Annotated in this window: 12 protein-coding genes; 5 read left to right on the top strand and 7 right to left on the bottom strand. The window is 66.6% G+C overall.

Annotated features, from left to right (window positions below; all coding sequences use genetic code 11):
* Nucleotides 1-23 precede the first annotated feature (23 nt).
* Nucleotides 24-647 carry a molybdenum cofactor guanylyltransferase MobA gene (mobA, locus tag AC1DR6_RS07660; RefSeq protein WP_476828605.1) on the bottom strand — a complete coding sequence of 208 codons (624 nt, stop codon included), beginning with the start codon at nt 645-647 and terminating at the stop codon, nt 24-26.
* A gap of 24 nt (nt 648-671) precedes the next feature.
* Nucleotides 672-1,187, bottom strand: a complete 516-nt coding sequence (locus AC1DR6_RS07655) for a DUF2478 domain-containing protein (protein ID WP_476828604.1) — start codon at nt 1,185-1,187, stop codon at nt 672-674.
* 177 nt (nt 1,188-1,364) lie between these two features.
* Between AC1DR6_RS07655 and AC1DR6_RS07650 the strand changes: the two genes are divergently transcribed.
* The gene (locus AC1DR6_RS07650) at nt 1,365-2,624 is read left to right on the top strand and encodes a peptide ABC transporter permease (protein ID WP_476828603.1); all 1,260 of its coding nucleotides are present in this window, start codon (nt 1,365-1,367) and stop codon (nt 2,622-2,624) included.
* Nucleotides 2,625-2,646: 22 nt separating this feature from the next.
* Here the strand turns inward: AC1DR6_RS07650 and argE are convergent, their stop codons facing one another.
* A complete protein-coding gene (gene argE / locus AC1DR6_RS07645; RefSeq protein ID WP_476828986.1) occupies nt 2,647-3,792 on the bottom strand; it encodes an acetylornithine deacetylase in 1,146 nt (381 codons plus the stop codon).
* A 185-nt stretch (nt 3,793-3,977) separates the two neighbouring features.
* Here argE and AC1DR6_RS07640 point away from each other — a divergent pair, with 185 nt between their 5' ends.
* The gene (locus AC1DR6_RS07640) at nt 3,978-5,000 is read left to right on the top strand and encodes a threonine ammonia-lyase (protein ID WP_476828602.1); all 1,023 of its coding nucleotides are present in this window, start codon (nt 3,978-3,980) and stop codon (nt 4,998-5,000) included.
* A 149-nt stretch (nt 5,001-5,149) separates the two neighbouring features.
* On the opposite strand, the gene AC1DR6_RS07635 is transcribed toward AC1DR6_RS07640, so the two are convergent.
* Nucleotides 5,150-5,461, bottom strand: a complete 312-nt coding sequence (locus tag AC1DR6_RS07635) for a hypothetical protein (RefSeq protein ID WP_476828601.1) — start codon at nt 5,459-5,461, stop codon at nt 5,150-5,152.
* Nucleotides 5,462-5,912: 451 nt separating this feature from the next.
* Here AC1DR6_RS07635 and AC1DR6_RS07630 point away from each other — a divergent pair, with 451 nt between their 5' ends.
* Nucleotides 5,913-7,088: a M20 aminoacylase family protein gene (locus AC1DR6_RS07630; RefSeq protein WP_476828600.1), complete on the top strand. Its 1,176-nt coding sequence runs from the start codon at nt 5,913-5,915 to the stop codon at nt 7,086-7,088.
* 193 nt (nt 7,089-7,281) lie between these two features.
* Nucleotides 7,282-8,388: an NAD(P)/FAD-dependent oxidoreductase gene (locus tag AC1DR6_RS07625; RefSeq protein WP_476828599.1), complete on the top strand. Its 1,107-nt coding sequence runs from the start codon at nt 7,282-7,284 to the stop codon at nt 8,386-8,388.
* Nucleotides 8,389-8,504: 116 nt separating this feature from the next.
* Here the strand turns inward: AC1DR6_RS07625 and eda are convergent, their stop codons facing one another.
* Genes eda through zwf form a run of 3 tightly spaced genes read right to left on the bottom strand, consistent with a single transcriptional unit; the run spans nt 8,505 to nt 11,391 of the window.
* On the bottom strand, nt 8,505-9,149 hold the full coding sequence (eda, locus tag AC1DR6_RS07620) for a bifunctional 4-hydroxy-2-oxoglutarate aldolase/2-dehydro-3-deoxy-phosphogluconate aldolase (RefSeq protein ID WP_476828598.1): 645 nt from the start codon (nt 9,147-9,149) through the stop codon (nt 8,505-8,507).
* Nucleotides 9,150-9,202: 53 nt separating this feature from the next.
* Nucleotides 9,203-9,889 carry a 6-phosphogluconolactonase gene (pgl, locus tag AC1DR6_RS07615; protein ID WP_476828597.1) on the bottom strand — a complete coding sequence of 229 codons (687 nt, stop codon included), beginning with the start codon at nt 9,887-9,889 and terminating at the stop codon, nt 9,203-9,205.
* Nucleotides 9,889-11,391, bottom strand: coding sequence for a glucose-6-phosphate dehydrogenase (gene zwf, locus AC1DR6_RS07610; RefSeq protein WP_476828596.1), 1,503 nt, complete (start codon nt 11,389-11,391; stop codon nt 9,889-9,891). The genes pgl and zwf overlap by 1 nt, the downstream gene beginning before the upstream one ends.
* Before the next feature lie 307 nt (nt 11,392-11,698).
* On the opposite strand from zwf, the gene AC1DR6_RS07605 reads away from it, so the two are divergent.
* Nucleotides 11,699-15,103 (top strand): transglutaminase family protein, encoded by a 3,405-nt coding sequence (locus AC1DR6_RS07605; RefSeq protein ID WP_476828595.1) that lies wholly within the window; start codon nt 11,699-11,701, stop codon nt 15,101-15,103.
* Nucleotides 15,104-15,144: the final 41 nt, after the last annotated feature.

Below are 15,144 nucleotides of genomic sequence, written 5' to 3'. Positions count from 1 at the left end.
CGCAGCGGCTAGGGCGCGTGGGTCTAGGCCCGCCACGCTGCCTCCGCCGCGATCAGATCGTCCGGCGTATTGACGTTGAAGAAGGGGTCGACCGGGTTCGCCGGCCATTCCGCGAGGGCTGCGCCATAGCTTGCCGTGAAGGCACCGAGGCGACGCTCGCCCGCCCCCAAAGCCGCGCGCAGCTCATCGCGCAGCGAGATCGGCCAGAGGCCGATCGCGTGGTGCCGGCGTCCGTCAGAAGCGGCACAGGCCAGTCTGGTTCCTGCTTCGGCTCGGGCAAGATGCAGACGCGACACGAGGTCCAACGGGATGAAGGGCGTGTCGGCCGCGACGCTGAGCAGCCATTCGGGATTCGTGCGGTGCATCGCGAGCCAGTCCAGCCCGGCCAGAATACCGGCGAGCGGCCCGGCGAAGTCCGGGATCGTATCGGGCACCACCACCAATCCATAAGCTGCAAAGCGCGCCGGATCGCTATTGGCGCTGAGCAGAAGCCCGTCGCATTGGCTTTCGAGACGCTCGACCAGATGAGAAAGGATCGGCCGACCATCGAGGCGCAGCAGCGCCTTGTCGGCCCCGCCCATGCGGCGTGCCCGCCCGCCGGCAAGGATCAGGCCGGGCGTCGGCGGATGATCGGGTGCGGTCAGCATCGGCAGGCCCGGGTCCGGCGGCGATCAGGCGACGATGCGGACCGCATCCAGCGCCCAACGTTCCGCCGCCGGGGCCTCGGCCGGCAGCTCGATCCAGTCCTCCCCGGCGAAGTCGCGCCAGGCGGGCAGGAAATCCTGCCGCACGGGAACGAGAGTCGGCAGCCCGGCAATGACCGCCTTCGCCACCTCATCGCGCAGGCCCTCACCCATGGCCTCCTGCTTGCCGAAGCGGTTGACCAGCACGAGGTCCGCCCGCCCCTCCAGCGCATCGGCAAAAGCGGTCGTCGCGGCTGCCAGACCGTTCGCATCGAGCCGGCACCCCTGCGCCGCCGCCCCGAGATCCTGGCTGATCGGGAAACGCGTGCCGTTGCCGAGATCCTCGAGCGACATCGCCATGCAGCGATCGGCGCAGTCGGGGTCATTGTGCTGGACGACGCCGCCGAGCCGCAGCCCGCGCTGCCGCAGGCGCACGACGAGATCGAGCATCAACGCGTCGATCCCGAAACCGCTCCGATAGGGTATGGCCGCCAGCGAGCTCATCGGCGATCCATCTCATGCCGGCTCGGCCAGCACCAGAGCAGCCGGGACATCCTGGCGTGGCGAAATGCGCACAGTGTTGCGCTGCACCTACAGTCGCGGGACCGGCAGGCGGCTAGGGTGGGCGCGGCTCGATCTCGGTGACCTGGCGAGCCGAGGCCTATCAGCCCGTCGGAACGCATGAACCGTCAGCATCCGCCCGCCCCGCTCGATCCCGCGCTCGACGCCGCGATGCTGCTGCGCCGCATCGGCTTCGGCCTGCTTGCGCTGGCGTTGCCCTTGGTCGCGCTGGTGTCCCGCCGCGCCGCCGTCGTGCTCGTTCCGATCGGCATCGTGCTGCTGGTCATCGCCGCGCTGATCGAGGAGCCGGGGCGTTTCCTGCGGGTTCTGCGCGATTCAATCATCAGCCGCCCCGGTTTGATTCTAGTCGGTTTGGTCGCGTGGGCCATGCTCTCGCTAGTCTGGAGCCCCTACCCCGCCGCCGCGTTGGAAAAGGCGACGAACCTGGCCTTGGCTGTGGCGCTTGGCTTTCTCGGTCTTTCGGCGCTGCCGGAGCGCATGCGCTCGACAAATCTCAACCTGGTCGCGCTGGGCAATGGCGTGACCGCGATCGCCGCACTGGCGCTGATCATCTCCGCCTTCCTTCGGCAGACCGACGCACCGCCGGCCGCCGTCGAGCGCGGCGTTTCGATCGTGCTGATCATGGCCTGGCCAGCGCTTGCATGGCTTCTGTCGCGCGAGCGGGGCATGAGCGCACTCGGTCTCGCCTTCGTCATCGCGCTTCTGTCTTTCACCCGCTTCGACGACGGCGAGACGATCCCGATGATGTTCGGCGCGGTTGCGTTCGGCGCCGTGACGGCGAGCCGCGCCAGCGCGACGCGGGCGATCGCGGCCATCGTGGCCGGGCTGATGATGCTGGCGCCGCTGCTGCCCTTCCTGCTGGCGCCCCTTGTCGCGGCACTACCCGACAGCGCCTCCGATTTCGCGCAGGCGCTCTGGATCTGGGCCGACGTGATCCGTCAGTCGCCGGTCGAGCTGATCACCGGTCACGGGCTCGACACGGTGCTGCGCGGGCAGATGAACGGCGTGCTGCCACCGGCCGCTCCCGCCTCGCTGCTGTTCGAGACCTGGTATGAACTCGGTCTCGTGGGCGCCTCGACAGCGGCTGCTGGCCTCTACTTCGCCATCCGCGCCGCAGGCCGCATGCCGGGCGCCCTGGCCGCCGGCGGTGTCGCTGCGTTCACCACCGCCTTTGCCCTGGGCGCGCTCGGCTTCGGGCCCCTGCTGCCGTGGTGGCTGATGACGCTGACCGCCGTCATCCTGATGTTCGGCGCGGTGGCGCGCGGGCAGTACCGAACCGACAGGCCGGCCGTGCCGCTGCCGATGCGAGCGGCCAACCATACCCGGCCGAAGGCGGGGCCGCCGGCCGGCGCCGCCTGAGCGCAGGCCGGCCCGTCCCGGCTTATCGCGACAGATCCGCGATCAGGCTCCGCACGAAGGCCGTTCCGACTTCGAGCTGGGCAACGGAAAGGAACTCGTCCGGCTGATGGGCCTGGGCGATGTCGCCTGGACCGCAGACCACGGTCGACCAGCCGGCGCGCTGGAACAGCCCGCCTTCGGTTCCGTAAGCCACGACATGCCGGCCGTTATCGCCGGTGAGGCGCCGGCACAGCGCTTCGGCCGCGCCGTCCGTCTCCGGCCCCATCGCCGGCGTATCGGACGTGACCTCGAAGTCGATGCCGGTCGCAGGCGCGATCGCCTTCATGATCGGTTCAATCTCGGCCAGCTTCGCCCGGTAGAGGGCGACGTAATCCTCCTGCCGCTCTCCGGGGATGCAGCGAACCTCATGGGTAAAGCTGCAATGCTCGGCGGCGATGTTGACCGCCGTGCCGCCCTCGACGACGCCGACATGCAGGGTGGAATAGGGCGGCTCGAAGCCGTTGCTGGCGGATGCCTGCGCCTTGTTGCGGGCCATCGTCTCGTTGTGCCAATGGATCAGCTCGCCTGCGACCATGACGGCCGAAACGCCGATATCGATGCGGCTGGAATGTACGGCATGGCCGCGCACCGCAGTGCGCATCCGCAAGCCGCCCTTGTGGCCGGTCACGACCTTCATCATCGAGGGCTCGCCTACGATGACGGCAGACGGCGCCATGCCGTCCTCGACCATCTTCTGGATCAGCACGCGCGCGCCACGGCAGCCGACCTCCTCGTCATAGGACAACGCGATGTGGATCGGCCGCTTCAGCGGTGCCGCCAGCATCTCCGGCACAAGGGCGAGCGCGATGGCGTCGAAACCCTTCATGTCGCAGGCGCCACGTCCGTAGAGCTTGCCGTCGCGCTCGGTCAGCGTCCAGGGATCGGAGGTCCAGGCCTGGCCCGCGACCGGCACCACGTCGGTATGTCCGGAGAGGACGACGCCCCCTTCGGTCCGGGGGCCGATCGTCGCATACAGGTTCGCCTTGTCGCCTTCGGGGCTTGGCGCGAGGTGGCTTTCGACGCCGAGCCCGGTGAGATAATCGCGGCAGAAATGGATCAGATCGAGATTGCTGCGTTGGGACTCGGTGTTGAACGAGACCAGCTTCGACAGCATCTCTTTCGGCGTCATCGTCACGGGCTGTTCTCCCAAACCAGGCCACAGGCCATTATCGTGCCATAGGCTAAGACCTTCCCGCTCATGAGGACAACCTGCCGCTACGAGAGGGCGAGGGCCGAGGCCAGCTTGACGGCGCTGCGGTGGCAAGCTCTCGTGCCGGCAAGAGACGCTACCGCCTTCTTGCCAGGATTGCCGCCATGTCCTTCGACGTCACCAAATCCTCCGACGTCACGATGTCCTTTGACGTCGCCATGCCCTTCGACGTCACGCTTGCCGATGTCCAGGCGGCCGCCACGCGCATCGCCGGCAAGGTCAGGCGCACACCGACTTTCCACAGCGCCGGCCTCTCGGGGCGGCTTGGCGTCGAGACCTGGGTGAAGGTCGAGAGCCTCCAGCTCGGCGGCTCCTTCAAGGTGCGCGGCTGCTTCAACCGTCTGATGGAGCTGAGCGCGGCCGAGCTCGCGCGTGGCGTCGTCACGGTTTCGGGCGGCAACCACGCCATCGCGCTTTCGCTGGTCGCCGGCAGCATGGGTGCGCGTGCGCTCGTGCTGATGCCGAAAGCGACGCCGGCCCTCAATATCGAGCTGACCCGGCAGATGGGCGGCGAGGTCGAACTCTGCGAGGATTCGGTCGAGGCCTTCGCCAGGGCGGAGGACTACGCCCGGCAGGGCATGATCCACGTCCATTCCTATGATGACCCGGCCATCATCGCCGGCCATGGCACACTCGGGCTGGAGCTTGCGACCGATGCCGGGGGGCGGCTCGACCATGTCTTCATCTCGATCGGCGGCGGCGGGTTTTCAGCCGGCGTCGGTGCGGCCCTGAAGGGGCTTGATCCCTCGATCCGCATCCACGGCGTCGAAACCGAGGGCGCAACGACGATGACGCAGGCGCTGGAGGCCGGGATGCCGGTGCCGATCCGGCCGACCTCGATCGCGCGCACGCTCGGCGCGCCCTTCGCGACCGAGCGGACGATGGCCGCCGCCCGGCAGTTCCTCGACGAGATCGTGGTCGTCCCGGATGCCGAGGCGGTGCGCGAACTCGTCTGGGTGCTGCAGAACGGACGCGTGCTGCTCGAACCTGCCGCATCCTGCGTCGTCGCGGCGGCGCTTCGGCGCAAGGAGATGTTCAAGCCCGGCGAGCGCATCTGCCTCGTGCTCTGCGGCTCGAATGTCGCGCTCGACGACATCACGCGCTGGCGGGCCGAGTATGGGGTGTGAGGTCCCATGCGCCTGCGTTCTTTCGCAGCCAGCGGTCCAGATTTCGTCATTGCGAGCGTAGCGAAGCAATCCAGGGGACGTAGCGCGCGGCCGCCCCTGGATTGCTTCGCTTACGCTCGCAATGACGGTTGCCGGCGAGCGTTCAGGGGTCAGCGGTTGTTGCGAGCGACGCGGGTGTAGTGGCTGCGCTGATGGGCCACGGCATAGCGGCTGCGCTTCTGGCCATGCCAGGAGGCCTCCCGAACGCCGACATCAGCATGGACGAGGCCGTTTGAATAAGTGCCGACACCGCCGACCGCTTCCAGCGAGCGCGCCGCAGCGGCGGCCTTGCGCGGCGAGGTCGCGAGCGGCCTGAAGTCGACGGCGCGGCCGAGATAATGCTGGGAGTGCCGGGCATGACGGCCGCCGCAGGTCGAGGTAATTTCGATCGGACCGATCTTGGCGACGAGATCGGCGATCATCGCCGTCGTCTCAGGCTTGAGGCAGCTCAGATTCCTGACCTGGGGTTGAAAGGATATCTTGTCGACCGGCATGTCAGCCAAGGCCGCCCGAGGCAAGAGGATCGACATAAACACAAGCAACAACAATCGACGCATAATCTTCCAGACTTGATGTGACACGGGGAATGGCTAGAGGCGGCATCGACGGGCCAGCCTGACCTGAGCGGCGGCTTCGCTATTGCCCTGACGTGACCAAATCATGGCTGGCTCGGATTTTGTCGTCTGGCGACAATGCGGCTGCGAAGCCGCTGGTCCGCGAAACGCTGCGGAATCCGGTGCTGACGCACCGGTCATGTCATGCATGCCCACCGCCCCGGCGCCTGTGGCTTGGACAGCCGGCGCAAAGCTGGGCTAGCTTCCGGATACGAGGCCTGCTTCCGCGTGGCCGCAAAGGCTTATCTCAGAGGATACGATGCCCAAGACCGACATCATCGCGGCGTTGACCCCCGAAATCACCGCGATCCGCCGCGATCTCCACCGCCATCCCGAACTGATGTACGAGGTGCATCGGACCGCCGGCGTCGTCGCCGAAAAGCTTCGGGAGTGGGGCGTGGACGAGGTCGTGACCGGCATCGGCCAGACCGGCGTCGTCGGCGTCATCAAGGGCAGGAACAACGGTTCGGGCAAGGTCATCGCGATGCGCGCCGACATGGACGCGCTGCCGATCCACGAACAGACCAATCTCGAGCACCGCTCGACCATTCCGGGCAAAATGCACGCCTGCGGCCATGACGGGCACACCGCCATGCTGCTCGGCGCGGCGAAATACCTGACGGAAACGCGCGATTTCGACGGCACGGCCGTGCTGATCTTCCAGCCGGCCGAAGAAGGCGGCGCCGGGGCGAAAGCGATGATCGACGACGGGCTCATTACCCGTTTCGGCATCCAGGAGGTCTACGGAATGCACAACAAGCCCGGCGTGCCGGTGGGGCGGTTCGAGATCACCAAGGGACCGGCGATGGCCGCCGCTGATCGCATCCACATCAAGATCGAGGGCAAGGGCGGACACGCCGCCGCGCCCCACAATGTCAACGACCCGATCGTCGCCTGCTGTTCGCTCGTCAGCGCGCTGCAGACCGTCGCCTCGCGCAACGTCAACCCGCTGGATTCGATCGTGGTGTCGGTGACGGCGCTCAATGCCGGCGAGGCCTTTAATGTCATTCCGCAGACGGCCGAAATCAAAGGCTCTGTGCGCACGTTGACGCCGCAGACCCGCGAGATCGCGCAAAAGCGCATCACCGAGATTGTCGATGGCGTGATGAAGGCCTTCGACATGAAATACGACCTCGAATACCATCTCGGTTATCCGGTGACCTTCAACCATCACGGCCAGACCGACTTCGTCACCAGCGTGACCAAGGAGGTCTTCGGCTCGGATGCGATCACCACCGACATGCCGCCGACCATGGGCTCCGAGGATTTCTCCTACATGCTGGAGGAACGTCCCGGCGCCTTCATCAACATCGGCAACGGCGATTCCGCCGGGCTGCATCACCCGGCCTACGAGTTCAACGACGCGGTTATTCCCGTGGGCGTGAACTATTGGGCGAGCCTGATCGAGATCTCGATGCCGCAACGCGCGGCCTGAGATGAACCGCTCCCTTCTCCCCTTGCGGGAGAAGGTGCCCCGAAGGGGCGGATGAGGGGTCACACCGACCTAACCGGGATTTCCCGATGTTCTTGCCGTAAGCTGTGACGATGGCCGTCCTCTTCTGTTGCGCAACCCCTCATCCGTCTCGGCTTCGCCGAGCCACCTTCTCCCGCAAGGGGAGAAGGAAAAAGTGAGTGACATCGATTGCCTGGTGATCGGGGCCGGCGTTGTCGGCCTCGCAGTGGCTCGCGAGTTGGCGCTGGCCGGGCGCGAGGTCGTCATCGCCGAGGCAGCCGACGGCATCGGCACCCAGACCTCGGCGCGCAATTCCGAGGTCATCCATGCCGGGATTTATTATCCGCCGGGCTCTCTGAAGGCGCGCGTCTGCGTTCAGGGACGCCGGCTTCTCTACGCCTATCTTCGGGAGCGGGGCTTGCCGCATAAGGCCTGCGGCAAGCTGATCGTCGCCACCTCCGAAGCGCAGAAGCCCGCGCTGGAGACGATCATGGCGCGCGCGCAGGCGTCCGGCGTTGATTCACTGCGGTGGCTTTCGGGCGTCGAGGCGAAGGCGATGGAGCCGGAGGTGCGCTGCGAGATCGCACTGCTTTCGCCCGAGACCGGCGTGGTCGACAGCCATGCGCTGATGCTCTCGCTCCTCGGCGAGTGCGAAGCGGCGGGCGGGTCGCTTGCGCTGAACACGCCGATTGCCGGCTGGCGGCGCGATGGCGAGGGCTTTGCGGTCGACTTCGGCGGGGATGATCCGGCGACCTACACCGTCCGCACCATCGTCAACGCCGCCGGCCACGGCGCTCCAAGGCTGCTGACGCGGCTGGAAGGGTTTCCGCCCGCATATGTGCCGGTGCAGCATTATGCCAAAGGCAATTACTTCGCGCTGACCGGGCGCCAGCCCTTCTCGCATCTGGTCTATCCGGTGCCGGAGGCCGCGGGCCTGGGCATCCATGCCACCATCGACATGGGCGGGCGGGTGAAGTTCGGTCCCGATGTCGAATGGGTCGAGAGCGATCAGGATTTGATCGTCGATCCGGCCCGGGCCGAAAAATTCTATGCCGCGATCCGCACCTATTGGCCGGCATTGCCGGACGGTGCGCTCGTCGCGGACTATGCCGGCATCCGGCCGAAGCTGCACGGGCCAACCGAGCCAATGCCGGATTTCCGCATCGACGGGCCCGACATCCATGGCGTGCCGGAGTTGGTCAACCTGCTGGGCATCGAGAGCCCCGGGCTGACCAGTTCGCTGGCGATCGCGGGGCTGGTGCGGGAGAGGCTGGCGGCTTGATCAAAGGCGTCATGCTCGGGCTTGACCCGAGCATCTCATGCCGCAGAAGGCGACAGCGCCTCCTCCTGCCGGAGATTCTCGGGTCTCCGCTCCGCTACGCCCGAGAATGACGCTTCTCAGCCCCTCGCTTTGGCGAAAGCCTCCTTGGCTTCGCGCGCCAACGTCGTGATGCGGTTCCAGTCCCCGGCCGCGATGGCATCGGCCGGCACAAACCACGAGCCACCGACGCAGATCACCTGCGGGAGGGCGAGATAATCAGCGAGGTTTTTCAAACCGACGCCGCCAGTGGGGCAAAAGCTCATCTGCGGGAACGGGCCGGACAGCGCCTTGAGCGCGGGCGGACCGCCGGCCTGCTCCGCCGGGAAGAACTTCGCGGTGGTGCGGCCGGCCGCGACGGCGCGCATGCAATCGGACGCCGTCGCGACGCCGGGCAGCCATGGTAGTCCGGCCTTGCGGAGCGCCTCATCGACGCCTTCGCTGAAGCCGGGGCTGACCACCGCCTGGGCGCCGGCGTCCTTCACCTGCGCGACCTGAGCTGGCGTCACAACCGTACCCGCCACAGCGAGCGCCTGCGGCACCGATTTGGCGATCGCCTCCAAGGCCTCCATCGCGGCGGGGCGGCGCAGGGTCACCTCGACGACATCGATGCCGCCGGCGACAAGGGCATGGGCGAGGTCGACGGCGCGCGAGGCGTCCTCGATGACGACGACGGGAATGACGCCGCAGTTTTTCAGCCGGGCAATCGCAGCGGTCTCGTCCATGGTCTCGTCTTTCAATCGATTCAGGGAGCCGGATTCAAGGCGCGCTTTGCGCTCTACGCCTTCGCCCAATAGACGTCGAGCCCCTGCGTCCGTCCCATCAGCAGGTCGACAGGCAAGGGTTTGGCGCGCTGCGGCGCTTCCGCGATCACCGCCTCCTTGACCGCGCCTGAAATCAGCAGGCTTGCCCATCCGGCGCCGGTCAGGCGGGCCGGCGAGAGCGAGAGCCGTGGCGGCAGGCCGGGCGGGCGGGCGACGACGATGCCGCTGTCCGGTACCGACAGGAAGCTCGCCTCGGCGCCGGGAAAGAGCGAGGCGACATGCCCGTCATTGCCCATCCCGCTGACGACGAGATCGAGCGGCGGCAATTCGGCCAGCGTGGAGGAGAGCACCGCGGCTGCGGCCTCGATGTCGCTGCCGTGACCGTGGAAGGACAAAAAGCGCACGCGCTGCTGCTTCAGCGGGACGAACTGCTCACGCAGCATCCGCTCATTGGACGCAGGATCGTCGGGCGCGACGAAGCGCTCGTCGGTCGGCAGCAGCGTCACCTTGTCCCAATCCAGATCATGCTCGCCCAAGGCGGCGAGGAATCGGGCAGGCGTGGTGCCGCCGGGCACCACGAGGCTGGCGGTATCCTTTTCGGCAAGCAAAGCACGCAGGCGGATCGAAACCGCTTCCGCCAGCGCCTCGGATGCGTCGGCGAGCGTAGCAAAACGGTGCCAGGCGAGAGGTCCGGCTTCCATCAGATCGGCTCCGGATCGGCCCAGGACCGACCGTCGCGTTCGATCAGCCCGATCGCTTGCGACGGCCCCCAGGAGCCGGCAGCGTAGCGGTGCGGATGCGGCGCGTAATCCTGCCAACCGGCGATGATCGGATCGACCCAGGCCCAGGCCTGCTCAACCTCGTCGCGATGCATGAACAGCGTCTGGTCGCCGCGGATCACGTCGGTCAACAGGCGCTCATAGGCATCGGGCGTGCGCTCGTCGAAGGCGGTCGAATAGCGCAGGTCGAGCTGGCGGGGCACGATCTTCAGCCGGCCCGAACCGGGAACCTTCATCATCAACTGAAGCTGCACGCCGTCATTGGGCTGGAGGCGGATGAAAAGGCGATTGGCGTCGAGCTTGTCTCCGCCGCCACCGCCGAAGATCGAATGCGGCACCGGCTTGAAGGTGACGACGATCTCCGAATAGCGCTGCGCCAGGCGTTTCCCGGTCCGGATATAGATGGGAACGCCGGCCCAGCGCCAGGAATCCAGCTCGCACCGAATGGCGACGAAGGTTTCGATATTGGAGCCGCGGCCGAGTTCGTCCGCGTAGCCCTTGACGCGCTGGCCGTCGCTCTGGCCCGGCCCGTATTGTCCGCGCACGGTGAAGCGCTGCACGTCCGAGCCGACGATGGGCCTGAGGGCCTTGAGCACCTTGATCTTCTCGTCGCGGACAGCGCCGGCCTCGATCATGTTCGGCGGCTCGATGGCGAAAAGCGTCAGCAGCTGCATGATATGGTTTTGCACCATGTCGCGCATATGCCCGGCCTTGTCGTAGTAGCCGGCGCGGCTTTCCAGACCGACGGTCTCGGCAACGGTGATCTGCACATGGTCGATATCGCGGCTCGACCATGAACGCTCGAACAGGGTGTTGGCGAACCGCAGGACGAGCAGGTTCTGCACCGTCTCCTTCCCGAGATAATGGTCGATCCGATAGGTGCTGCTCTCCGGGAAGATGCGCGCCACGGCATCGTTGATCTCCCGCGCGGAGGCGAGATCGCGGCCGAGCGGCTTTTCCATGATCACGCGCGACGTCGGCGTGACGATATCCGCCTTGGCGAGGTTCTCGCAGATCGGGATGAACAGGTCCGGCGGCGTCGAGAGATAAAACGAGCGCACGCGGTCCGAGGAACCCAGGGCCTTCTTGAGCGCCTCATAGGTCTCGGGTTTCAGCGCGTCGAGCAGCACCATGGTAAGGCGCTTCAGGAAGGACGCGATGTCTTCCTTGGGAATGCCCTCCTCCTGCAGACGTTTGGCGATCTGCTTCGGCAGCGCATCGACATCCTCGGTCTTGCGGACGATCGCCAGGATGCGGCTCTCCTCCGGCAGCACGCCCTCGCGATTGCGCTGACCGAGCGCCGGGAACAGCTTGCGCATGGCGAGATCGCCGCCCGCGCCGAAAATCACGAGATCGAAAGGGGGCACTGGCGTTCGCTCCGGAATGGTCTCCGGGCGAAGCTCGTGGTCGACGGCGGCATCCATGGGTGTTCGAACTCCCGACAGCGAAGCATGTTCGCATCAGCGAAGGCTGCGGCGACATTGGGGCGGATCGATCCGAATGCAAAGCGTTGAGTGTGCCGGCAGCGTTCTGAGCACGCCCTTCAAAAGCCCTGTCTGCGATCAGCAACGGTCGGGATCAGCCCTCTTTTGCAAGATTATGCACATGTCTTAGGCAATCGCCCGATATGTGCGGGCACCGTCCGTCACGCGCGCTCTTGCGTTGAGTCCCCACGCCGCTAACGTTCCGTGATGGGGCGCTCGGCCCCATCACGAAAGACGGGTCCAAGTCTTGGCTATCATCGCGGCGCTCAACCACGTCACGCATTATCGGTACGACCGGCCGGTCACGCTCGGGCCGCAGATCATCCGGCTGAGGCCGGCGCCGCATTGCCGCGCGGCGATCAATGCCTATTCGCTCAAGGTCTCGCCCGCCCAGCATTTCGTGAACTGGCAACAAGACCCTGCCGGAAACTGGCAGGCGCGCTTCGTGTTTCCAGAGCCGGTGACGGAATTCCGCATCGAGGTGGATGTCGTCACCGAATTGTCGATCATCAATCCGTTCGATTTCTTCGTCGAGACGCATGCCGAGATATTTCCCTTCAGCTACGAGTCCGAGCTCCGGACGGAGCTGGCGCCCTATCTCGTCACCGAGCCCGCCGGGCCGCTGCTGCAGGCGTTCCTGCAGACGATCCCGCGCGAGCCGACCAATACGGTCGATTTCGTCGTCGATCTGAATGCGCGGCTCGCCTCGACAATAGCCTACGGCATCCGCATGGAGCCGGGTGTGCAGGACACCGAGCAGACGCTCGACATCAAATCCGGTTCGTGCCGCGATTCGACCTGGCTCCTGGTGCAGATCCTCCGCCATCTCGGCCTCGCCGCCCGATTCGTCTCCGGCTACCTGATCCAGATGAAGGCCGATATCGACCCGCTCGAAGGGCCGCGCGGCACGGACAAGGACTTCACCGACCTGCATGCCTGGGGCGAGGTCTATATTCCCGGCGCCGGCTGGGTCGGGCTCGACCCCACATCGGGCCTGCTGACCGGCGAGGGGCATCTGCCGCTGGCGGCCACGGCGCATTACAGCTCGGCGGCGCCCGTTTCGGGCGTGGCGAGCTATGCGGAAACGACGTTCGACTTCCATATGAGCGTGGCACGCGTGCACGAGGTGCCGCGCATCACCCTGCCCTTCTCCGAGGAATCCTGGCAGGCGCTCGACGCCTTGGGCGAGCAGGTCGAGGCCGATCTGCAAGCGCAGGATGTCCGCCTGACCATGGGCGGCGAGCCGACCTTCGTCTCGATCGACGACCAGACCGGCGAGGAATGGAACACCGCGGCTGTCGGGCCGACCAAGAGGCAGCGTGCGGATACGCTGATCCGGCGTCTGCGCGAACGTTTCGCGCCGGGCGGAATGCTGCATTACGGACAAGGGAAATGGTATCCGGGCGAAAGCCTGCCGCGCTGGGCTTTTGCGCTCTATTGGCGCCGCGACGGCCAGCCGATCTGGCGGAATGCCGAGCTGATCGCACGCGAGCCCGGCGCCCAGACCGGCGGCGACAGAGAATTGGAAGCCCGCGCCACGATGCGGGATGCCGAGGCACTGGCCTCGACACTCTCCTCCACCTTGGGGCTGGGGGCCGATTATGTGATGCCGGCCTATGAAGACACCGGCCATTGGCTGCTCAAGGAGGCCCAGCTTCCGGACAACGTCGACCCGCTCGATTCACGCCTCGCCGATCCGGAAGAGCGGGCCCGGATGGCGCAGGTCTTCGAGCTCGGACTGGGCACGCCGCGCGGTTATGTCATCCCGGTGCAGCGCTGGCAGGCAGCGGCGAGCGACGCGCGCTGGCGCTCGGAGAAGTGGAGCCTCCGGCGCGGGAAGCTCTTCCTCGTGCCGGGCGATTCGGCGCTGGGCTATCGCCTTCCGCTCGGCTCGCTTCCGGTCGTCCCGAAGGCGGAATATCCGCATATCCACCCGCAGGACCCGCTAGAGGCCCGGGGCCCTCTGGCGGCGGCCCCTCCCCTCAGTCCTCTTCCCGAGAAGGCCGCGGACGTGGCCGCTCCTCCGGATGTAGGCTCGAGCGTCGGCGAGGCTCACGCGCAGATGTCGCTCCAGGGCGAGGCACCGGCCGGTGCGGGAGCTCAGGACCGGGTCGAGCAGGAGATTGGCGGCGAGCATGTGCGCACGGCGCTCAGCCTCGAAATCCGCGACAATATCCTTTGCGTGTTCCTCCCGCCGGTCGAGCGGCTGGAGGATTATCTCGATCTCGTCGCGGCCGTGGAAGCGGCGGCCGAGACGACCGGGCTGCCCGTCCATATCGAAGGCTATGCGCCACCCTTCGACCCCCGCATCGACTACATCAAGGTCACGCCCGATCCCGGGGTGATCGAGGTCAACATCCATCCGGCGACGGATTGGCGCCATGCTGTCTCGATCACGCAAGGCGTTTACGAAGAGGCGCGGCTGGCGCGGCTTTGCGCCGAGAAGTTCATGGTCGACGGGCGCCATACCGGCACCGGCGGCGGCAACCATGTCGTTCTCGGCGGCGTCACGCCGGCGGATTCGCCCATTCTGCGCCGGCCGGACCTCCTCAAGAGCATCGTGCTCTACTGGAACCGCCACCCCTCGCTGTCCTATCTGTTCTCGGGCTTGTTCATCGGCCCGACCAGCCAGGCGCCGCGTATCGACGAGGCACGGCAGGACCAGCTCTACGAGCTGGAGATCGCGCTGGCGCAGGTGCCCAAGCCCGGCGAGGCTCCGATCCCGCTCTGGCTGGTCGACCGGCTGTTCCGCAATCTGCTGGTCGATGTCTCCGGCAATACTCACCGCACCGAAATCTGCATCGACAAGCTCTATTCGCCGGACGGTCCGACCGGGCGGCTCGGGCTCCTGGAATTCCGCGGTTTCGAGATGCCGCCGGATTCGCGGATGTCGTTGGCGCAGCAACTGCTCCTGCGGGCTCTGATCGCCTGGCTCTGGCGTGAACCGCTAGAGGGCAAGCTGGTGCGCTGGGGCACCGCGCTGCACGACCGCTTCATGCTGCCGGAACTCGTCTGGCAGGATTTCCGCGAGGTGCTCGACGATCTCCAACGGGCGGGCTACGCGTTCGATCCGGTCTGGTTCGAGGCGCAGGCCGAATTCCGCTTTCCGTTTTTCGGCAAGGTCGCCCATGGCGGCGTCGAGATGGAAATCCGGCAGGCGCTCGAACCCTGGCATGTGCTGGGCGAAGAGGGGGCGATCGGTGGAACGGTCCGCTACGTCGATTCCTCGATCGAACGATTGCAGGTCAAGGCAAAGGGCTTCGTGCCGGGCCGGCACCTGATCACCTGCAACGGCCGGCGCCTGCCGATGACCGCAAGCGGCGTCAACGGCGAGGCGATCGCCGCGGTTCGCTTCAAGGCATGGCAGCCGGCCGCCGGGCTGCATCCGACCATTCCGGTCCATGCGCCCCTGACCTTCGACATCGTCGACACATGGGTCGGGCGCTCGCTGGGGGGCTGCGTCTACCATGTCGCTCATCCCGGCGGTCGCAATTACGAGACACCCCCTGTGAATTCCTACGAGGCGGAGGCCAGACGGCTCGCGCGCTTCGAGGCGATCGGTCATAGTCCCGGCGCTCTGGCGATTCCGCCGGAGGAACGCAACGCCGAGTTCCCGTTCACACTGGATCTGCGGCGCGGCGCGTCATCATAAGCGCGATCTCGTTCGCCGACCGATCAGGGTCGAACGAGAAG

Source organism: Allobosea sp. P5_A5 (genome assembly GCF_056400625.1).
This window is presented reverse-complemented; position numbering and strand designations above follow the sequence as displayed.